Origin of the sequence: Kitasatospora sp. NPDC059827 (assembly GCF_042731675.1) — a bacterium.
GTDB lineage: Bacteria > Actinomycetota > Actinomycetes > Streptomycetales > Streptomycetaceae > Kitasatospora.
Genome location: NZ_JBHWIV010000067.1, coordinates 1 through 18791, shown reverse-complemented (window position 1 = coordinate 18791; position 18791 = coordinate 1). Strand labels below are relative to the sequence as shown.

The 18791-nt window shown below is 74.2% G+C and carries 19 protein-coding genes; 12 read left to right on the top strand and 7 right to left on the bottom strand.

From position 1 onward, the window contains the following. Nucleotides 1-78: 78 nt before the first annotated feature. Genes ACFV8H_RS31075 through ACFV8H_RS31065 form a run of 3 tightly spaced genes read right to left on the bottom strand, consistent with a single transcriptional unit; the run spans nt 79 to nt 1900 of the window. On the bottom strand, nt 79-846 hold the full coding sequence (locus tag ACFV8H_RS31075; RefSeq protein ID WP_380406673.1) for a methyltransferase domain-containing protein: 768 nt from the start codon (nt 844-846) through the stop codon (nt 79-81). Nucleotides 847-854: 8 nt separating this feature from the next. Continuing rightward, nucleotides 855-1235 (bottom strand): hypothetical protein, encoded by a 381-nt coding sequence (locus ACFV8H_RS31070; RefSeq protein ID WP_380406671.1) that lies wholly within the window; start codon nt 1233-1235, stop codon nt 855-857. After that, a complete protein-coding gene (locus ACFV8H_RS31065; RefSeq protein ID WP_380406669.1) occupies nt 1232-1900 on the bottom strand; it encodes a hypothetical protein in 669 nt (222 codons plus the stop codon). The genes ACFV8H_RS31070 and ACFV8H_RS31065 overlap by 4 nt, the downstream gene beginning before the upstream one ends. An 89-nt stretch (nt 1901-1989) precedes the next feature. On the opposite strand from ACFV8H_RS31065, the gene ACFV8H_RS31060 reads away from it, so the two are divergent. The 5 genes from ACFV8H_RS31060 to ACFV8H_RS31040 all read left to right on the top strand — a co-directional run bounded on the left by ACFV8H_RS31060 (nt 1990) and on the right by ACFV8H_RS31040 (nt 5940). Beyond that, entirely contained in the window at nt 1990-2535 is a 546-nt protein-coding gene (locus ACFV8H_RS31060; protein ID WP_380406667.1) for a hypothetical protein, read from the top strand. Then, on the top strand, nt 2532-3314 hold the full coding sequence (locus ACFV8H_RS31055; RefSeq protein WP_380406665.1) for a methyltransferase domain-containing protein: 783 nt from the start codon (nt 2532-2534) through the stop codon (nt 3312-3314). The genes ACFV8H_RS31060 and ACFV8H_RS31055 overlap by 4 nt, the downstream gene beginning before the upstream one ends. Before the next feature lie 101 nt (nt 3315-3415). Continuing rightward, nucleotides 3416-4057 carry a TetR/AcrR family transcriptional regulator gene (locus ACFV8H_RS31050; RefSeq protein ID WP_380406663.1) on the top strand — a complete coding sequence of 214 codons (642 nt, stop codon included), beginning with the start codon at nt 3416-3418 and terminating at the stop codon, nt 4055-4057. Continuing rightward, a complete protein-coding gene (locus ACFV8H_RS31045; protein ID WP_380406661.1) occupies nt 4054-4707 on the top strand; it encodes a VC0807 family protein in 654 nt (217 codons plus the stop codon). Before ACFV8H_RS31050 ends, ACFV8H_RS31045 begins: the two co-directional genes overlap by 4 nt. Nucleotides 4708-4863: 156 nt before the next feature. Next, entirely contained in the window at nt 4864-5940 is a 1077-nt protein-coding gene (locus ACFV8H_RS31040; RefSeq protein WP_380406659.1) for a hypothetical protein, read from the top strand. Nucleotides 5941-5958: 18 nt separating this feature from the next. On the opposite strand, the gene ACFV8H_RS31035 is transcribed toward ACFV8H_RS31040, so the two are convergent. Both ACFV8H_RS31035 and ACFV8H_RS31030 read right to left on the bottom strand, forming a co-directional pair. Further along, nucleotides 5959-7140 carry a DUF6745 domain-containing protein gene (locus tag ACFV8H_RS31035; protein ID WP_380406657.1) on the bottom strand — a complete coding sequence of 394 codons (1182 nt, stop codon included), beginning with the start codon at nt 7138-7140 and terminating at the stop codon, nt 5959-5961. 112 nt (nt 7141-7252) lie between these two features. Then, the gene (locus tag ACFV8H_RS31030; RefSeq protein ID WP_380406655.1) at nt 7253-7579 is read right to left on the bottom strand and encodes a hypothetical protein; all 327 of its coding nucleotides are present in this window, start codon (nt 7577-7579) and stop codon (nt 7253-7255) included. 202 nt (nt 7580-7781) lie between these two features. On the opposite strand from ACFV8H_RS31030, the gene ACFV8H_RS31025 reads away from it, so the two are divergent. From ACFV8H_RS31025 to ACFV8H_RS30995, 7 genes are all read left to right on the top strand, one after another. Further along, nucleotides 7782-8768, top strand: coding sequence for an STM4015 family protein (locus ACFV8H_RS31025; protein WP_380406653.1), 987 nt, complete (start codon nt 7782-7784; stop codon nt 8766-8768). A gap of 65 nt (nt 8769-8833) precedes the next feature. Further along, the gene (locus tag ACFV8H_RS31020; protein WP_380406651.1) at nt 8834-9766 is read left to right on the top strand and encodes an STM4015 family protein; all 933 of its coding nucleotides are present in this window, start codon (nt 8834-8836) and stop codon (nt 9764-9766) included. Nucleotides 9767-9890: 124 nt separating this feature from the next. Then, nucleotides 9891-11075 (top strand): STM4014 family protein, encoded by a 1185-nt coding sequence (locus tag ACFV8H_RS31015; RefSeq protein ID WP_380406649.1) that lies wholly within the window; start codon nt 9891-9893, stop codon nt 11073-11075. A gap of 41 nt (nt 11076-11116) precedes the next feature. Then, nucleotides 11117-11977 (top strand): STM4013/SEN3800 family hydrolase, encoded by an 861-nt coding sequence (locus ACFV8H_RS31010; RefSeq protein WP_380406720.1) that lies wholly within the window; start codon nt 11117-11119, stop codon nt 11975-11977. Next, a complete protein-coding gene (locus ACFV8H_RS31005) occupies nt 11974-13305 on the top strand; it encodes an STM4012 family radical SAM protein (RefSeq protein WP_380406647.1) in 1332 nt (443 codons plus the stop codon). The genes ACFV8H_RS31010 and ACFV8H_RS31005 overlap by 4 nt, the downstream gene beginning before the upstream one ends. Beyond that, a complete protein-coding gene (locus ACFV8H_RS31000) occupies nt 13302-14276 on the top strand; it encodes an STM4011 family radical SAM protein (RefSeq protein ID WP_380406645.1) in 975 nt (324 codons plus the stop codon). The genes ACFV8H_RS31005 and ACFV8H_RS31000 overlap by 4 nt, the downstream gene beginning before the upstream one ends. A gap of 159 nt (nt 14277-14435) precedes the next feature. Next, the gene (locus ACFV8H_RS30995) at nt 14436-14816 is read left to right on the top strand and encodes a VOC family protein (protein WP_375896821.1); all 381 of its coding nucleotides are present in this window, start codon (nt 14436-14438) and stop codon (nt 14814-14816) included. Between the two features lie 98 nt (nt 14817-14914). On the opposite strand, the gene ACFV8H_RS30990 is transcribed toward ACFV8H_RS30995, so the two are convergent. Beyond that, nucleotides 14915-17677 (bottom strand): glycosyl hydrolase, encoded by a 2763-nt coding sequence (locus tag ACFV8H_RS30990; protein WP_380406643.1) that lies wholly within the window; start codon nt 17675-17677, stop codon nt 14915-14917. 189 nt (nt 17678-17866) lie between these two features. Beyond that, on the bottom strand, nt 17867-18649 hold the full coding sequence (locus ACFV8H_RS30985) for a rhomboid-like protein (protein WP_380406641.1): 783 nt from the start codon (nt 18647-18649) through the stop codon (nt 17867-17869). Nucleotides 18650-18791 lie beyond the last annotated feature (142 nt).

Genomic DNA, 18791 nt, shown 5'->3' with positions numbered 1-18791 from the left:
GCCGAGATCCACAACGCCATCCGGGCCGCAGGCACCCCGCTCCAGAACCTTCTGCTCCACCCCGACCCGGACACCGGATCAATCGATTTGCTTGCGCGCCTCGATCAGGAAGCGCGCCGAATGGGCGACGAACGGCCCCTCGGCCCGGATCCGGGCGTCCAGCTCGCGCAGCCGGTCGAGGTGGCCCTCGACGGTGAAACCCGGAACCATCCAGATCACCTTCCGCAGGAAGTACACCACCGCGCCGATGTCGCGGAACTCCATCCGCAGCCGCTCCGAGCGCAGGTCCACCACCTCCAGCCCGGCCGCCCGGGCCTCGGCGCCCTCCACCTCGGGGCGTCGGCCCTCACGCGCCTCGGGCTGCGGCCCGAGGAAGTACTCGACCAGCTCGAAGACCGACGCCGGGCCGACGTGCTGGGCGAAGTACGCACCGCCGGGCCGCAGCACCCGGGCGATCTCCGGCCACCAGGCCTTCACCGGGTGCCGGCTGCTGACCAGGCCGAAGGCCCCGTCCGCGAACGGCAGCGGCGGCTCGTCCTGGTCCGCGACCACCACCGCGCCCAGCGGGTGCAGCAGCCGGGTCGCCTGGGCCAGGTTGGGCGGCCAGGACTCGGTGGCCGCCAGGACGGGCGGGCGGCCGCCCTGGCGCAGGGCGCCGGCCAGCACCTCCCCGCCGCCGGTCTGGATGTCCAGGGCCGCCGACGCCGACGCCAGCCGCCCGGCCAGCAGCCGCTGGTAGCCCCAGGAGGGGCGTTGCTCGGTGGCCCGGCCGTCCAGCCAGGAGAAGTCCCAGCCGTCCACGGAGACGGACCCGGCCTCGGCGATCAGCTCTTCGAAGGTGCGCATGCCTCGCATCATCGCGGCGCCGACGCCGCGCTGCCAGCGGATTCACCGCCGACCGGGTACCTGCGCACCCACCCGACCCGCACCTCCAGCCCCCCGGCGGCGATCAGCCCGGCCACCGGCTCCGCCCCGCCGCCGTCCGCCTCGAAGGCGAGCAGCACGCCCGGTGCCTCGCCGCACTGCCGCTCGACGAGCCGCCGCTCCTCGGCGCCCGGCTCGCGGAACACCGGGTCCTGGAAGAACCCCGGGCAGCGGACGTACAGCGGGTCGGTGAGGACCAGTTCCAGACCGTGGTGGTAGCAGAGGTCGTGACCGGCGGCCAGGATCAGCTCGCCGGGGCGCCAGGAGTACACGTCCCAGTCCCACCAGGACCCCTCCGGCAGCTCGATCACCCCGGCCACCGGGCCGCGCCGTCCGCGATCTCCGCAATACTCGGATGCCGGACGGCTTCCAGGCCCGGGTCGGCGAGCAGGTCGGCGATCAGGGCGGGCGGGCCGAAGACCTCGGTGGCGCTGAGGTCCCAGTTGGTGAGGACGAACCAGGAGCGGTCCGCGGACCACCAGTGCGCGGGGAACTGGGCGTACCCCGGGCGGGCGTCGTAGTGGGCGAGCACCTCGTCCAGTCGGCCGCGGTGGGCCGTCACCGGCCGCAGCAGGTCCTCGATCGCGGCCGAGGCGAAACGGCAGTCGGTCTCCGGACCGTCGGCGCTGTGCCGGGCCAGCACCTCCACCAGCCGCGCGAGGCAGTCGCGGTCCGGCTCGCCGATCAGCGGGACGTCGATCTCGCCCGGCAGCGCGGCCCGGTCGTCGAAGACCAGGTACGACAGGGTGCAGGGCCAGTCGGCGAGGCGCCGCCCGGCGCCCGCCAGCGCCTCGGCCCAGCGCACCGGCCGCCCGTCCACCCGCAGCGTGTGCAGCACCCAGCAACGGTCGGCGTAACCGGGCGCCCGCCCGGAGCCGGGCCAGGGGCCGTCCGGCTCGTAGCCGAGGACGGAATCCCCCGCCTCCAGCAGTGGACGGAGCCCGTCCAGCGGGTCCTCATCGGATATCCGTTCCACGGCCCGTTCCTTCCTCTTCCTCCGGTACCGGCACCGCGGCCTCGAAAACCGTTACCCCGGCTCGGCACGTCTGCGCGAGGATAGCGGCCATGACAGAGGAACAGGACGGCGAGCCGTTCGGCTACGGAGTCGTCGCCAACGTCTCCCGGGAGACGGCGCACGGCGTGGGCGGGCTGGAGATCCGCCAGGGGCTCAAGCACTTCGCCCCGGGTGCCAAGGTGTGGATCGCCCCGACGCGCTGGGGCGTGTTCGACGAGGTCGTGGTGGCCGGGCGCCACCGGGGCCACGGTCGGCGCTACGTCACGCTCGCCACCAAGCTCCGCTTCCTGGAGAACTTCCGGGTCAGCGGCGTCCACAGCCCCGCCCTGTTGCGTGCCCTGTCCCGCCCGGGACCGGGCGTCGACCGGGACGGCGGGCTGTGGACGGCGGAGCAGGCCGAGGCGTACGCCGCGTTCAACAACGCCCACCGGCTGGAGGTACGGACCGACGGGCCGAACGGGATCCGTGCGTGGGTGTCCGACCCACCGCCGATGGAACTGGTCCACCAGGACACCACCTACCACCTCGCCCACTTCAACGCCTACTACGCCCGCTACTCCTCCCAGCCGCCGCCCGTGGAGGCCCCGACGCCATGAGACGGACACCGCATTCCGACCTCGGCCGCTTCTACGACGACCTCGCCGAGGACTACCACCTGCTCTACGGCGACTGGAACGCCTCGCTCGCCCGGCAGGGCGCCGCCTTGGACGCCCTGGTCCGGGAGCACCTGGGCGAGGGCCCGGCCGAGGTGCTCGACTGCGCCTGCGGCATCGGCACCCAGGCGATCGGCCTGGCCGCGCTCGGCCACCGGGTGACCGGCACCGACCTCAGCCCGGTCGCCGCCGCCCGGGCCGCCGCGGAGGCCGCCGCTCGCGGGCTCCGACTGCCCGCGGCGGCTGCCGATATGCGCGAACTCCCCTTCCCGGACGGCCGGTTCGATGTGGTGGTGTGCGCCGACAACGCGCTCCCCCACCTGCTCGCGGCCGAGGACGTCCGCGCCGCGCTGGCCGAGATGCGCCGGGTCCTGCGCCCGGGCGGGCTGCTCCTGCTCTCCACCCGCCCGTACGACGAGCTGCGCCGGGACCGCCCGGCCTCCACCCCGCCGCAGACCGCCGAACTGGACGGCCGGCGCTCGGTGCTGTTCCAGCTCTGGCAGTGGCACGAGGACGGCGAGCGCTACGACCTGGAGCTCTTCCGGCTCCTGCCGGACGACACCGGGCAGTGGCGCACCACGGTCCGCCGCTCCAGCTACTGGGCCCTCACCCAGGACCAGTTGAGCGCCTTCGCCGCCGAGGCGGGCCTCACCGCCACCGACTGGCGCGGGCTCGCCGACACCGGCTTCTTCCAGCCCGTCCTGCTCGCCCGGGCCCCCTGACCTCCCGGTTCCTGCGCCACGTCGCCCCGCCGCCTCCCCCACCGGAGGCGGCGGGGCTCTTTTACGCCCGCACTTCTGCCGACGCGTGTTACTTTTTACTCATGCGAGTAAATCCTCAGGACCCCACCGCTCCGGAGAGCGGCCGGAGCTTCGTCACGGACGCCCGACGCGCCCAGATCGTCACCGCCGCCATCGAGGCCGTCGCCGAACTCGGTTACGGCCGGGCCTCGTTCGCGCAGATCGCCAAGCGCGCCGGGCTGTCCAGCGTGCGGCTGATCTCGTACCACTTCGACGACAAGGAGGACCTCTTCCAGGCCCTGGTCGACACCGTCCAGGAACAGGCCCGCGCCGCCATGCAGCCGCGGATCCGCGCCCAGCACGAGCCGGCCGCGATGCTGGCCGCCTACATCGAGGCGAACCTCGACTTCCTCGCCGAACACCCCGTCGCGGTCCGGGCCTTGGTGGACGTCCTCGCCAACGCCCGCCGGGAGGACGGCAGTCCGCTGGTCAGCCCGGCAGGCTTCGACACCCCCGTCGCCCTGCTGGTGCAGCACCTGCGGGACGGCCAGCGCGCCGGCGCCTTCCGCCCCTTCGACGCCGAGGCGATGGCCACCGCGATCCGCGCCTCGATCGACGCGGCCGCCAACCGGCTCGCCGCCGGGGCCGACTTCGACCCGCGCGCCTACGGCCGTGAACTGGTCACCCTGTTCGACCTCGCCACCAGGAACGGCGGCGCGTCATGACCGTCCACGCCGCTCCCCGGGACGGACGGACCCGCCGGAGCACCGCCGCCCTACCCCTGCTGCTCGACCTCGTCCTGCCGCTCGGCGCCTACTACGGGCTGCGCCTCGCAGGCGTGGACCAGTGGTGGTCGCTGCTCTGGTCGGCCGCGATCCCGGCGGTCACCGTCGTCGTCCGACTGGTCCGCACCCGGCGCCTCGACTTCCTCGCCCTGCTGATCCTCACCATGATCGGACTCGGGCTCGTCCTCTCCTCGCTGACCGGCGACCCCCGTGCCCTGCTGATCCGCGAGGCCTGGACCGGCATGCTCGGCGGGCTGATCGGCGTCTGGCTGCTCGCCTCCGTCGGCTTCGGACGCCCGGCGCTGATGCTCCTGTTCCGCTCCTTCGTCCAGGTCAAGGCGGGCGAGGCCGGGCTGCGCGCCTGGGAGGGGCGGTGGGAGGAGGACGCGGCCTTCCGCCGCGGCGTCCGGGTGCTCACCGTGGTCTGGGGCGCGGCCAGCCTGCTCAACGCCTTCGCCCAACTCGCCTTCGCCTACCTGCTGCCGGTCGACGCCGCGCCCGCCGCGATGCACGCCTGCTGGCCGGTCATCGCCGTACCGCTGTTCCTCTTCCACCTCGCCTACACCAAGCGCCACGGCCTGCGGGCCTGAGGCGGGGGCGCCGCCCCGCCCGGTTGCTCCGTCCAGGTCATGCCGCGTGACCGGGGCGGGTGCCGGTCGTTCCCCAGGGCGACCGTCGAGCGGGGGACTCCGGGTCCGGCGAGCCCGATCGGGTGCGGCGGATGCACAGTGAGAGAGCACAACTGCATGACTGATGCGACCACTTGTCCGACCGCTGCGCCACAGGCCGAGGCACCACCGGCCGCTCGGATCACCGGGGCAGAACCCGAAACCGCCGCCGTCACGTCCGCGCGGGCGGCGGGCGCGCGCCGACCCCTGCGACGGCGGCGCGCGACGGCGGTCGCCGAGGCTGTCGTCGGCCTGGTCACCGGCGTCGGCTTCCTGCTCTGGGCCCGCAGCGTCGACGTGAACCCGCTGGTCCGCATCGGCCAGGTGAGCGGCCTCGCCGGTCTCCAACTGCACGCCGCGGTGGTCGGCGCGCCGCTGCTCTACCAGCTGGTCCGGTTCGGCGCGACGACCAAGGACCGCTACGCGATGATCACGGTCTACGCCGATCCCGCCTACGTGCTGGGATGGGCGTCCGACCGCGCCGGCACGCAGACCTACCACGACTGGCCGGTCGGCGGTGAGCTGGCCGGGCAGAGCGCGTTCACCCTGCTGCTCCTCGCCGCGGCGGCACTCGCGATCGGCCTCGGTTCGGGAGGCGTCCTGGTGCGGACCGTCGCCACCGTCCTGGTCAGCTCCTGGCTGCTCCGGTTCTGGTTCGCCGCGCAGATGGAGCGCACCCAGGCCGTGCAGCTCTACCCGCGGACGACGTGGATCATCATGTACTGCCTGATCGTCCTGGCGGTGCTCGGACTGATGCTGGCCGTCCGGCGCACGGCGGCCTGGAGCCGCAGGCTGTCCCGGCCCAGCGGCGGCCCGGCCACCGGGCAGAACCTCCTGGCGGTCCGCCGGATCACCGCGGCCGGGGTCTGCGCGATCGCGCTGTTCACCGCCATGGCCGGCTCGTGGTCGGCCAACCGGTACATGCCGACCACCGCCTCGGGAGTCCTGGACATGGGCCTGGACGCCTGGCGCGCCCACGTGCTCAAGGACGCCACCGGCCAGTGCCCCCGGTACTCGCCCGTCGCCACCTGTGCCGGCGTCAACCAGGACCTGACCGCACGGAGGGAGACCTCCGACGACCCCGCACTGTGGTGCTCCGGCGTCCCCTCCGCCGAGTGGCCGGTGACCTGCGGCCGCCGGGCCCCGTGGGCCTGACGGGCGCGGGCCGGAGCATCAGGTCTCGCGCTGCGGGTGGTAGGCCGTCTCCGGTATGCCGAACGTCCAGGCGACCCCGGCCCGGGCCGTCCGGGTGCTCGGCGGGACGCGCAGCCAGTAGGTGCGGGAGGTGCCGTCGGGCTCGGGCGTGGAGTTGACCACCTCGACCATCACCACCGGTTCGTCGTCCGGCAGGACGATCCGCCACAGCACTCCCGTCTCGTCGCGGTGGACGGGCTCCGCGCCGGAGTCGGCGAGGTACCGCTCGTAGCCGTAGTGCTCCAGCAGCACGCGGCGCAGCTCGGCGTTCTCCTCGGTGCGGATCCGCTCGGCCGTCACCTCGGCGAGGCCCGCCAGGAACTCGGCGGGGACGGGCATCCCGCGCCAGGCGTGCAGCGCGAAGCCGTCCGGGTACTCCAGGGCGGGGCCGTCCGCCCGGTCGAGCCGGCCGGCCTCGTCGCGGTGCAGGACGACGGGCCGCTCGGAGACCAGCGCCACCTCCTGGTACGGCCACCACCAGCCGGCTCCCCGCCCCACCTCGGCGAGCGGTGCGACGGCCTCGACGCCCGCGCCGGCGGCCTCCAGGGCGGCGAACCAGGGTGCGTCGTGCTGGCCGCGCACCGCGTCCAGCAGGGCGAGGCGGACGGTGGTGCGCCGGCTCCGGGCGGCGGCCTCGGCGCCGGAGGCCGGGGCACCGTCGGAGGCCCGGTCGCTGCCGGAGGCCCGGTCGCGATCGGCCTCGGGCGCGAGCCGGTCGAGCACGGCGTTGCGCACCCGCTCGGCCAGCGGCGTGCTGACCGGGCCGAGTTCACCGCCGGTCAGCGCCCAGTGCGCCGCCCAGCCGGCCGGGCCGACCTGCTCGACGGCGCGCCGCCGGGCCTCCTCCCAGGGCCGGGTGCGGACCTCCTCGCGCACGCTCACCGCGCCGGCGGCCCGCAGCTCCAGCGCCGCCTCGGCGGCCGCGAGCGGCGAGCCGAACCAGCGCACGGCCGCCGGTTCGGGCAGCCCGGCCGCCCGGTAGGCGGCCCGCACCGCGTGTTCGACCGCCGCCCGGTCGGCCGGCCCGGTGGCGGCCGAAGCGGCCCGCCAGCGCGCCGTGGCCCCGGCCGCGCCGACCGCCCCGCCGGGCCCACCGGCCTCGCCGCGGCCGCCCGCGCCCGCATCGGTCGGGTTGGCCCGGATCACCGTCTCCGTCGTCATCGTCTGCTCCGTTCCCCGGCCGGGCTCCCCACCCGGCCGTCCGTTCCCGTTCGCTTCCCCGTGCCGCGCAGGGACCCACTCCCGCGCCGGCGTCCGCGCCCGCGCCCGCAGGTCAGTCCGCGACCACCCGCACCGAGCCCGGCACGTACTCGCGCTGGCGGACCACCCGGTACCACCCCTTGGGCAGCGGTATCGCCGCGTGCTCCTCGTGCACCACCCGGCCGCCCTCGGGCAGGTGCAGCCACGCCTCGCCGAAGGGCCCGGCCTCCCGGCGCAGTTCACCGGGGCCGACCACGGCGTGGGCGTGGCCGGTGACCTCACCGAGCGCGAGCACCATCCGGCCCCGCGCGTCCCGGGGCTGCACGGCCAGCCCGGACACCCGCAGCGGCACCACGACCTCCGCGACCGGCACGATCAACACATCACCCTGGCGGTACATCAGTCCTCCCACGCCGTACGGCCGGGCCCCGGCGGGCGCCGGAACCCACGGCTCCGCCCGACCGGACACGGTCACGCTCCGGAGCCATGACCAGAACGTAGAGCAAGGGTCTGACAACGCGCCCGGGCCGCCACCCGGCCACCGGTCTGTCGGACCCGCCTGGTAGACAGTCGTTCGGTCCGATTCCCCGGAGGAGCAGCGCATGACCGTCAACCACCACCTCGAACAGTTCCACGGTCTCCCGGTCTTCGACTTCGTCCAGGCCCTGGAGGCGGCGGAGGCGGCCGGGCCGACCGACGGCGCCGGGCCCGCCCCGCTGCCGGACGCGGCCGCGGTCGCCTGGCGGATCCGGCTCGAGTACGAGTCCGAGCGGACGTGGCCCGAACGCTGGCAGCAGTTCCTGGAGGCCGTCGACACCGAGCGGGTCGCCGCCCTGGTGATCGGCCAGTGGGCACCGGACGAGCCGGACTCCTTCCGGGAGCCGCTGGAGGCGGTGGTCGCCGCCGCGCCCCGACTGCCCGCCCTGCGCGCGCTGTTCGCCGGGGACGTCACGTACGAGGAGTGCGAGATCTCCTGGATCCAGCAGTGCGACGTGACGCCGCTGCTGACGGCCTTCCCCGCACTGGCCGAGCTGGTGGTGCGCGGCGCCTCGGAGGACTGGGAGGGTCAGGGCGGCCTCGCCCTCCAGCCGCTGCGGCACGAGGCGCTCAAGGCGCTGCGCTTCGAGGCGGGCGGCCTGCCGGCCACGGTGGTCCGCGCGGTGGCCGGCTGCGAGTTCCCCGCGCTGGAGCGGCTGGAGCTCTGGCTGGGGGTGGACAACTACGGCGGCGACGCCACGATCGGCGATCTGACGCCCTTCCTGGACGGCACCGGGCTGCCCGCGCTGCGCCACCTCGGCCTGCAGAACAGCGAGTTCCAGGACGAGATCGCCGCCGCTCTCGCCCACGCCCCCGTGGTCGCCCAGCTGGAGTCGCTCAACCTCTCCATGGGCGTGCTGACCGACCAGGGCGCGGCCGCCCTCCTGGAGGGCCAGCCGCTCACCCACCTGCGCGCACTCGACCTCCACCACCACTACCTCACCGACGAGATGCAACAGCGCCTGCGCCAGGCCCTGCCCGGCGTCGACCTCGACCTCACCGAGGCGGGCAAGCCGGACGACCGGTGGCGCTACGTCGCCGTCGCCGAATAGCCCGCACCGCCCCCTCCCGCTCCACCCGTCCCGCACCCGCCCGAGCACACCCGCCAGGATCCGACATGACGGTCTCGCACCACCTCAAGCACTTCCACGAGCTGCCGATCCACGAGTTCGCCCCCGACGACACCCGACACCGGCCCGCCGCCGGCGAGGTCGCCTGGCGGCTGGCCCTGGAGTACGACGCCAAGCACGGCTTCGAGGAGCTCTGGCGGTCCTTCCTCCAGTCCGTCGACCCGGCCGGGGTCCGCGCCCTGGTGATCGGCCCCTGGTGGCAGGGCGGTTACTCCTCCGTACGGGTCGCGGTCGAGGCGATGGCGGCCGCGGCCGACCGCCTGCCCGCGCTGGAGGCGGTCTTCCTCGGCGACGTCACCTTCGACGAGTGCGAGATCTCCTGGCTGGAGATGGACGACGTCACCCCGCTACTGACCGCCTTCCCCCGGCTGGCCTCGCTGACCGTACGCGGCAGCATGGACCTCAGCCTCCTCCCGGTGCGGCACGAACGGCTGACGTCCCTGTGCTTCGAGTCCGGCGGTCTGCCGGCCACCGTGGTCCGCGCGGTGTCCGGCTCCGAACTGCCCGCGCTGGAGCGGCTGGAGCTCTGGCTCGGCGTCGACGAGTACGGCGGCGACACCACGCTGGACGACCTGGCGCCCTTCCTGGACGGCTCGCGCCTGCCGCGGCTGCGCCACCTCGGCCTGCAGAACAGCGAGTTCCAGGACGAGATCGCCGCCGCCCTCGCCCACGCCCCCGTGGTCGCCCAGCTGGAGTCGCTCAACCTCTCCATGGGCGTGCTCTCCGACGAGGGCGCGGCCGCCCTCCTGGAGGGCCAGCCGCTCACCCACCTGCGCGCACTCGACCTCCACCACCACTACCTCTCCGAGGAGATGCAACAGCGCCTGCGCCAGGCCCTGCCCGGCATCAACCTCGACCTCACCGAGGCGGAGGACGCGGGCGAGGACGACGAGGACCGCTACGTCGCGGTCGCCGAGTAGGCGCAGGCGCAGAACGGCAACGGCGCGGAGACCGGAAACGGACACGGACGCGAACACGGCAACGGCAACGGCAACGGCAACGGCAACGGCAACGGCAACGGCAACGGAGAGAGGAGACGGCACGATGACCCAGCGGTTGACCGTCCTCGGCAACCCCGGGCACCGGCGGGTGACGCTGTTCACCGCCGCCGCCCGGGCCGCCGGCCTGCCCGAGCCCTCGGTGCTGCCCTGGCTGGACGTCCTGCGCGGCGGGTACCGGCTGCCGGAGGGCACCCTGCTGCGCATCGAGTCGCCCGGTGAGGAGCCGCTGGTCGACGAGCTGCTCCGCGGCCCGGCGCTCGGCTCCGGCTACGCGCCGACCAGGGTCGAGGGCACGGCCGCCTGGTACACCGGGGTGCTGACCGCCCTGCGCGGGCTGGCCGCACACCCCGGCGTGCGGCTGCTCGGCGATCCGGAGGAGATCGCCGTGATGTTCGACAAGCGCCGGGCGCACGCACTGCTCGCCGCGGCAGGTGTGCCGGTGCCCCGGGCGCTCGCCGACCCGGCCCCCGGCAGCCCAGCTCCCGGCGGCGAGCTCTCCGGCTGGGAGCAGCTGCGCGAGCGGCTCGCCGCAGCCGGTCTGCACCGGGTCTTCGTCAAGCCCGCGCACGGCTCCTCCGCCTCCGGGGTGATCGCCCTGGAGTTCGGCCCGCGCGGACAACTGCTGGCCACCACCTCGGTCGAGCTGGCCGACGGCCGACTGCACAACTCGCTGCGGGTGCGCCGCTACCGCGACGAGCGGGAGGTCGCCGAGATCGTCGACCGCCTGGCGCCGGACGGGCTGCACGTCGAGCAGTGGATCCCGAAGTCCTCCCAGTCCGGCCGCTCGGCGGACCTGCGCGTCGTGGTGGTCGAGGGCCGGGCCACCCACGCGGTGGTGCGCACCAGCTCCCAACCGATGACCAACCTGCACCTCGGCGGCGCCCGGGGCAGCCTCGCCCTGGCCCGGGAGGCGGCCGGCCCGGCCTGGCCCGCGCTGCTGGAGACGGCCGAGCGGGCGGCGGCCTGCTTCCCCGGCTCCCCGATGGTCGGGGTGGACGTCCTGCCCACCGCGGGCTGGCGCCGCGCCCTGGTCGGCGAGGTGAACGCCTTCGGCGACCTGCTGCCCGGGCTCACCGGCCTGCCCGGAGGCCCGGCCGAGGGCCTCGACACCTACGGCGCCCAGCTCGCAGCCCTCGCCCGGAGCCCCGACCAGGCCACCCGTACCGACCGCACAGAGCCCCGCACCCCCGCCCCGACGCACCACCAGAGCATGGAACCCTCCCGATGAACCACCAGCCCACGCCCGAGACGGCCACCCCGAACCCCGACATGAACGCGGTCGTCGGCAGCCACGACCTGCTGCTCGTCACCCTCGACACCCTGCGCTTCGACGTCGCCGAGGAGCTGGCCGGGGCCGGCCGGATCCCGAACCTCGCCGCCTTCCTGCCCGGCGGCCGGTGGGAGCGCCGGCACGCGCCCGGCAGCTTCACCTACGCCTCCCACCAGGCGATCATGGCCGGCTTCCTGCCCACCCCGGCCGCTCCCGGCGGCCCGCACCCGCGCCTGTTCGCGGCCCGCTTCGCCGGTTCGGAGAGCACGGCCACCCGTACCTGGGTGTTCGACGCGGCGGACCTGCCGACCGCCCTGGGGGCGGCCGGGTACCGGACGGTCTGCATCGGCGGCGTCGGCTTCTTCAACAAGCAGGGCCCGCTCGGCTCGGTCCTGCCCGGCCTGTTCCAGGAGAGCCACTGGGAGCCCGCGATGGGCGTGGCCTCCCCCACCTCCTTCGAGGAGCAGGTCGCCCGGGCCGAGCGGGTCGCCGCCGAACAGCCCGCCGACCAGCCGCTGTTCCTGTTCCTGAACGTCTCGGCGCTGCACCAGCCCAACTGGTTCCACCTGCCGGGTGCCACCCGCGAGCACGGCGACTCGCGGGCCAGCCACGCCGCCGCCCTGGAGTACGTGGACGCCCACATCGGCCGCCTCTTCACCGCGATGAGCGCCCGCCGCCCCTGCTTCGCCGTCGTCTGCTCGGACCACGGCACGGCGTACGGCGAGGACGGCTACACCGGGCACCGGATCGGCCACGAGGTGGTCTGGACGGTCCCGTACGCCCACTTCACCGTCCCGGCCGGCCACGGCAGTGTCACCACCCCCTCCGCCACCCCCGCCACCCCCGAGGAGCGCGCATGACCACCGCACCCCCGCTCCCCGACTCGCCGTACCAGTCCTACGTCTACGCCTACCCGCACAAGACGGCCTACCGCCCGCTGCCCGAGCGCCCGCTGCTCGGCGAGCTCTGGGCCGAGGAGCCGCAGCACGCGCTCTCGCTCTACCTGCACGTCCCGTTCTGCGAGGTCCGCTGCGGCTTCTGCAACCTGTTCACCCGGATCGGCAGCCCCGAGGGCCTGACCACCGCCTACCTGGACGCCCTGGAGCGCCAGGCCGACGCCGTGCGCTCGGCCCTGGACGGCGACGCCCGGTTCGCGCTGGCCGCGTTCGGCGGCGGCACCCCGACGTATCTGACGGCCGCCGAGCTGGAGCGGCTGTGCGACATCGCCGAGCAGCGGATGGGCGCCGACCTGCGGGCCGTGCCGCTCTCCGTGGAGGCCTCACCCGCCACCGCGACCGCCGACCGGCTGGAGGTGCTGGCCGCCCGCGGCACCACCCGGCTGAGCCTGGGGGTGCAGTCCTTCGACGACACCGAGGCCCGCTCGGCCGTCCGCCCGCAGAAGCGCGCCGAGGTGGAGGCGGCCCTGGCCCGGATCCGGGCCGCCGGCATACCGGTGCTGAACATCGACCTCATCTACGGCATCGACGGCCAGACCGAGGCGAGCTGGCTGCGTTCACTGGACGCGGCCCTGCGCTGGCAGCCCGAGGAGCTCTACCTCTACCCGCTGTACGTCCGCCCGCTGACCGGGCTGGCCCGGCGCGGCGAGCAGGAGAGCGCCGCCGCCTGGGACGCCCGCCGGCTCGCGCTCTACCGGTCCGGCCGGGACCACCTGCTGGCCAACGGCTACCAGCAGGTGTCGATGCGGATGTTCCGCCGCGCGGCCTCCCCGCAGGCCGGCCAGGGCGAGTACGCCTGCCAGACCGACGGCATGGTCGGCCTGGGCTGCGGCGCCCGCTCCTACACCTCGCGGCTGCACTACTCCTTCGACTACGCGGTGAACGCCACCGAGGTGCGCGCCATCATCGACAGCTTCGTCACCACCGAGGACTTCCACCACGCCGAACACGGTTTCCGGATGGACGGCGGGGAGCCGCGTCGCCGCCACCTCGTCCAGTCGCTGCTCCAGGCCGAGGGCATGCCGCTGGCCGACTACCGCGCCCGCTTCGGCAGTTCGCCGGCCGAGGACTTCGCCGCGGAGCTGGCGGGCTTCGCCGAGCGCGGCTGGCTGGCCGCCGACCCGGAGCGGCTGCGGCTCACCCCGGAGGGCCTGGCCCACTCGGACGCGGTCGGGCCGCTGCTGTTCTCGCCCAGGGTCCGGGCCCTGATGACGGGCTACGAGGCGAAATGACCTTCCTCGGCATGCCCCCCGGCGCGCCCGGCGCGCCCGCCGCCACGGTCGAGGCCGACGCCGCCGACACCACCGACGCCGACGGCACCCCCGACGCGACGCGGCCGCGCGACCTCACCCTGCTCTACCGCGGCCCACTCGCCTCCTGCGACTACGACTGCCCCTACTGCCCGTTCGCCAAGCGCCGCGACTCGCCCGAGCAGCTGCGCGCCGACCGGGCCGCGCTGGAACGCTTCACCGCCTGGGCCGCCGCCCGCGCGGGCACCGGTGACACCCTGTCGCTGCTGTTCACCCCCTGGGGCGAGGGCCTGGTCCGCTCCTGGTACCGCCGCGCGCTGGTCGAGCTGAGCCGGCTCCCGCACGTGCGCCGGGTCGCGATCCAGACCAACCTGAGCTGCCGTACCGGCTGGCTGGCCGAGGCCGACCCCGCCACCCTCGCCCTGTGGGTCACCTACCACCCCGGCCAGGTGCCCTTCGACCGCTTCCTCGCCAAGTGCCGCGAGCTGGACGCGCTGGGCGTGCGCTACAGCGTCGGCGTGGTCGGGCAGCCGGACCACCTCCCCGAGGCCCGTCGGCTGCGCGCGGCGCTCGCCCCCGAGGTGTACCTGTGGATCAACGCGGCCGAGGGCCGCAGCTACACCGATGCCGAGGCCGCGCAGTGGACGGCCCTCGACCCGCACTTCGGCTACAGCCGGCACGCCCACCCGAGCGCCGGGCTGCCCTGCCGCACCGGCGATTCGGTGCTCTCCGTGGACGGCGACGGCACGGTGCGCCGCTGCCACTTCGTCCGGGACGTCCTCGGCAACCTCTACGACGGCAGCTACCGCGCCCGGCTGCGGCCGCGCCCCTGCCCGCAGCCGGTCTGCGACTGCCACATCGGTTACGTCCACCTGGAGACGCTGCCGCTGTACGAGCTGTTCGGCGCGGGCGTACTGGAACGGGTGCCGCAGGAGTGGCCCCGGGGCGGCTGACCGTCCGCACCGACCCTGACCGCCCGCGCCCCCGCCGCCCCGACCGCCCGCACTGCACCCCCGTGTGACCGGCCGCGCACGGCCCGCAGCGCTCCCCGGCCCACCGGGCGCCCGGCCGCTTACCTCCCTAGCCTGGTAACCGAGAGGAGGCGAACCACCATGCTTGGAGACGGACCGCTGCAAGCAGTCATCCCCGCCACCGATCTCGCCCGCGCCAAGGCCTTCTACACCGACGCCCTCGGCCTCAAGGTCGTCGAGGAGGGCGAGGAGGAGCTGACCGGCGAATGCGGCGCGACGCAGTTCACCATCTACCGCACCCCCAGCGGCGGCCAGGCCGCCCACACCCTCGCCAGTTTCAAGGTCGCCGACCTCGACGGCGAGATGGCCGCCCTGCGTGAGCGCGGCATCACCTTCGAGGAGTACGACTTCCCCGGCCTCAAGACGGTCAACGGCGTCGCCGAGGGCGAGGGCATGCGCGCCGCCTGGTTCAAGGACAGCGAGGGCAACATCCTCTGCGTGGCCCAGCGCGTCGGAAGCTGACCCATCCCCGACCGATCCCCCCACCCCACCGCACCCGGGACGCCGGTGCCCGGCCCGCTCGTCAGGAGCAGGCCGGGCACCGGCGCGCGAACGGACTGTCAGCCCTGGCTGTTGCCGCCCTGCCCGTTCTCACCCTGGCCGTTGCCGCCCTGGCCGTTCTCACCCTGGTCGTCGCCGTCCCGGCCGAGCTCGCGCGGGTTGATCGACCAGATGCCGCGCCCGAAGGTCGCCGCGTAGAGCCGGCCGTCGGGGCCCTGCTTGAGCTGCTGCACCGCCGTGGTCGGCAGGTTGCGGCCGAGCACCGAGAACCGGCTCTCGCCCGGGGCCCGGTAGAACGCGGCGAGGTCGGCGCCCAGGGCGAGGCCGCCGTCGGGCAGGAGCTTCACCGAAGTCGCCGGGACGTCGGGCAGGTTGGCCGAGACGTCGGTCCAGGTGGCGCCGCCGTCCCGGGTCTCGAAGAGGTGGCCGGTGCCCGCGCCGGGGCCCTCCGTCCAGGTGCGCGAGAAGCCGTTGACGGCCACGAGGACGTGCCGGGCGTCCTTCTCGTCCACCGCGAAGGAGGAGATGTACCGGTTCGGGATCGTCCCGTCGACGGGCAGGTTCAGCTGGTGCCAGCCGGTGCCGTCGATGTTGCCGACCGCGATGCCGCGGCTGAACCCCTGGTTGTTGCACGGGCCGCACCAGCCCGCGTACACCGTGCCGTTGACGGTGGCGACGGCGGTGGCCACGTGACCGGCGCCCAGGTCGTAGGCGGAGGTCCACTCGCTGCCGCTGCGGATCGCGTAGCCCTTGCGCTGCACCCAGACGTGCCGGCCGCCGGCGATCCAGGTGTTGGCGTCCGCAGGGTCGGCGGTCATCGGCGCGATGAACCGGGCGGCGTTGGTGTCCTTGTCCGGCGGGGCGACCTCGTAGGAGGTGGCCTTGCTCGGGTCCTTCGTCCAACTGCCGTCGTTCACCGCGCAGTTCTGGGTGACCCACATGTCCAGGTAGACGTACTCCTGGGCGATGTCGCAGCCGTTGGCCGGGTCGACCAGGGTGTCGCCGCCGTCCCCGCCGAAGTTGGAGCCCATCACCTTGTCGTGCGCCCGCAGGATGGACTCGCCGTTGTCCTGGAGCCCGCCGCTGACGATGACGCCCTTGCCGGACCGGTCCGCCGGGTCCTTGCCGACGCCGACCGAGTAGTACTGGAGGGTGTCCATCGTGCCGTCGTTGAGCGGCGTCCAGTCCTTGCCGTGGCCCCAGGCGTCCAACTGCCCCTTGCCGGGGCGCCGGTAGATGCCGCCGTCGTTGCCGACGTAGACGTTCACCTTGCCCTGGTAGCTGCCGAAGGCGACGGCGTGCTGGTCGGAGTGGGTGGTCGGCGAGCAGTCACCGGTCTGCTTGCTCGGGTCGATGCTCCAGCACGGGAAGCCGTTGTTCCAGTACGGCCCGACCGTCGCCCACGCGTTGCCGCCGTCGGTGGTCTCGAAGACCTCCTCCAGGCCCGCGTAGACGTGGTCCGGGTTGGCCGGGTCGACCTGCAGCGACTGGTTGTACCAGGCCTGGATGCCGGGCTGGTAGCCCGGGTCCTGGAGCGCGGAGCCGGACGCCTTGAGCTTGTCCTTGTCCGCGATCAGCGTCCACGGGCCGTACGGCGAACCGGACTTGGAGACGTAGATGCCCTTGAGTCCGGTGTCCGGGTTGTGTGCGGCGACATCGGGCGACTGGTCGATCGCGTAGTAGCGCGAGCCGTCCGCCGAGCGGGCGAAGGTCACGTTGCCGACGTTCGCGGCGTCCGACGGCAGGTCGCCCAGCGCGCCGACGCGCTGCCAACTCCCGTCCGCGGCCTTGCTGTAGAAGCCGTTGTAGGTGTCGCCGCCACGCCAGCCGACCGCCAGGACCACCTTGGACGGGTCCTTGGGGTCGATCGCGATGTCGTTGGCGATGTTCTTGTACGGCGCGCTCGGGTCCTTGGCCATCGAACCGCCCGGCAGGTAGTCCGGGTTGGGCGCGAACTCCAGCTTCCACGGCCCCGACAGGTCGGAGGTCGAGTGGCTCCACACACCGCGGCTGGTCGCCGCCCACACCTTGCCGCCGCCGAAGCGCAGCGCGTGGATGATGGTCGACTCCAGCTCCGGCCCGCCCACCCGGTTGCCGGGCTGGAATCTGCCGTGCTGCGGGTCGGACAGCACGTACACGCCGGTGCCGACGTACGAGGTGGCCCCGGTGTTGGACTCGCCGGTGGCGTACCAGAGCCGCCCGCCGCCGTCGAGGTTCAGGGTGCCGGTGGAGAGCGTGGGCAGCTTGTCGGCGATCGGCTCCCAGTGGCCGCCGCCGGTACGGGAGCGGAACACCCCGCCGTTGGCGCCGCCCGCGTACACGTAGCCGTCGCTGTCGGCGGCGATGCCGGTGATCCGGCCGGTCACCAGGCCGGCGCCGCCGCTGGAGTTGGAGTTGACGTCCCGGTAGCGCGGGTCGTCGGAGTTGTACGGCTTGTCGGTGACGTGGTCCCAGGTGCCGCCCGTGTGCGGCATGGACTGCAACTGCGCCCAGGCCGCGCCGTAGGCGCCCGGCGCCACGACACCCGGCGCGGTGCGCGCCTCGGTGTACTGGGCGACGCCCTCGGCGGAGTTCTCCGTCTCGTCGCCGCCGTCCCCGGGCGAGTCGGCCTCGGGAGCGGTGGTCGAGCGGGGGGCGACCGAGGAGGTCCCGGCACCCCGGATCTTCTTCGCGTGCTGCTTCCCGACGTCTGCCTGGTGCTGCACCTGCCAGGGTTGCGATGCGGACGGCGACGGCGCGGCGAGCGCCTGACTGGTGGTCAGTCCGAGGGCGGTGAGCGTGACGGCGCTGAGCAGCAGCCGACGACGTTGCCTGATGGGCACGAGTGCGGTCCTCCCCTGTGGCCGGCCGCGCGGTTGCGCGGCCCCGGCGAAACAGGGGGTAAGCCTGTCCGGTGTGCCCGGCCGGGGGAAGGCCCGAACGGTAAAAAGAGGTTAAGACCCTTACCGTTTCGAACAGTTGGCATTCACCGAATGCCCGGACACCCGAACGCCTGACGTCCGGCGGCCCCCTCACCGCCCGGGCTGCCGCCGCCCGCGCACCCGCCACCCACGCACCCGCCGCCACGACTCCCGCACCACGGCGGCCGGGTCGAAGGCCCCCGGCCGGTCCCGGGTGATCGGGTAGCAGGCGAGCCCGATCAGTGCCGCGCTGAGGTGGCCGATGCTGGTGTAGTCCCGGCTCTGGTGGACTCCGTAGACGTACACGGCGAGCACTCCCACCACGTAGAGGTACCGCCAGGGCCGCACGATCAGGTAGCTGAGCACCCCGACCACCCCGGCGAGCGCGTAGCTCACGCCGTAGTCGAGCGTGTAGACGGCCTTCGGCGCCGCCAGGCCGCGGTGGATCGCCCAGCCGAGCACCCCCTCGCTGAGGTAGGTCGCCCCGACGTGCGCCAGCACCGCCACCGACAGCCAGCGCAGCGTGCCCAGCCAGCGCTCGGCGGGCACGTGGAAGAGGTTGTACAGCGCGAAGTAGCTCAGCCAGCCGCCGCCCGCGATCCACAGCGCGCTGGTCAGCAGCACCCGAACGGGTGAGACCTGGAGGTGGTGCAGATTGGTCGAACGCCGCTGCAGGATCCGGTCGGCGGTCACCGGGTCGACGTGCCGGATCACCTGGGTGGTGACCAGCAGGATCGCCAGCCAGACGTAGGTGCCGGGGGCGCGCCGGACGTAGCGCCACGCCGCCCGGGCCGCGCGCGCCCACCAAGGCCCCGGGTGCGCCTGCGGCACGCCGGTGGTGCTGCCGGTCATCGGCGCCTCCTCGACGGTCCGCTCCTCCTCGACGGCCCCCACCTCACCCTGGCCCGCCCGGGCCGCCGCCCGCCGCCGCGACGGCCCGTTCGGGTGACCCGCCCGGCGGCGCCCGTACCCGGCCTCCCGCCCGCGAAACCGTCGACGGGCGGGCCCGGCCGACTGCCGTAGGCTGGCTCTCCGG

What these genes read in the sequence shown, in the direction of transcription:
- ACFV8H_RS31075 (WP_380406673.1), bottom strand. Translation starts at nt 846, where the DNA reads ATGCGCACCTTCGAAGAGCTGATCGCCGAGGCCGGGTCCGTCTCCGTG.
- ACFV8H_RS31020 (WP_380406651.1), top strand. Translation starts at nt 8,834, where the DNA reads ATGACGGTCTCGCACCACCTCAAGCACTTCCACGAGCTGCCGATCCAC.
- ACFV8H_RS31035 (WP_380406657.1), bottom strand. Translation starts at nt 7,140, where the DNA reads ATGACGACGGAGACGGTGATCCGGGCCAACCCGACCGATGCGGGCGCG.
- ACFV8H_RS31000 (WP_380406645.1), top strand. Translation starts at nt 13,302, where the DNA reads ATGACCTTCCTCGGCATGCCCCCCGGCGCGCCCGGCGCGCCCGCCGCC.
- ACFV8H_RS31030 (WP_380406655.1), bottom strand. Translation starts at nt 7,579, where the DNA reads ATGTACCGCCAGGGTGATGTGTTGATCGTGCCGGTCGCGGAGGTCGTG.
- ACFV8H_RS31050 (WP_380406663.1), top strand. Translation starts at nt 3,416, where the DNA reads ATGCGAGTAAATCCTCAGGACCCCACCGCTCCGGAGAGCGGCCGGAGC.
- ACFV8H_RS31040 (WP_380406659.1), top strand. Translation starts at nt 4,864, where the DNA reads ATGACTGATGCGACCACTTGTCCGACCGCTGCGCCACAGGCCGAGGCA.
- ACFV8H_RS31045 (WP_380406661.1), top strand. Translation starts at nt 4,054, where the DNA reads ATGACCGTCCACGCCGCTCCCCGGGACGGACGGACCCGCCGGAGCACC.
- ACFV8H_RS31025 (WP_380406653.1), top strand. Translation starts at nt 7,782, where the DNA reads ATGACCGTCAACCACCACCTCGAACAGTTCCACGGTCTCCCGGTCTTC.
- ACFV8H_RS30995 (WP_375896821.1), top strand. Translation starts at nt 14,436, where the DNA reads ATGCTTGGAGACGGACCGCTGCAAGCAGTCATCCCCGCCACCGATCTC.
- ACFV8H_RS31060 (WP_380406667.1), top strand. Translation starts at nt 1,990, where the DNA reads ATGACAGAGGAACAGGACGGCGAGCCGTTCGGCTACGGAGTCGTCGCC.
- ACFV8H_RS31010 (WP_380406720.1), top strand. Translation starts at nt 11,117, where the DNA reads ATGAACGCGGTCGTCGGCAGCCACGACCTGCTGCTCGTCACCCTCGAC.
- ACFV8H_RS31055 (WP_380406665.1), top strand. Translation starts at nt 2,532, where the DNA reads ATGAGACGGACACCGCATTCCGACCTCGGCCGCTTCTACGACGACCTC.
- ACFV8H_RS31005 (WP_380406647.1), top strand. Translation starts at nt 11,974, where the DNA reads ATGACCACCGCACCCCCGCTCCCCGACTCGCCGTACCAGTCCTACGTC.
- ACFV8H_RS31015 (WP_380406649.1), top strand. Translation starts at nt 9,891, where the DNA reads ATGACCCAGCGGTTGACCGTCCTCGGCAACCCCGGGCACCGGCGGGTG.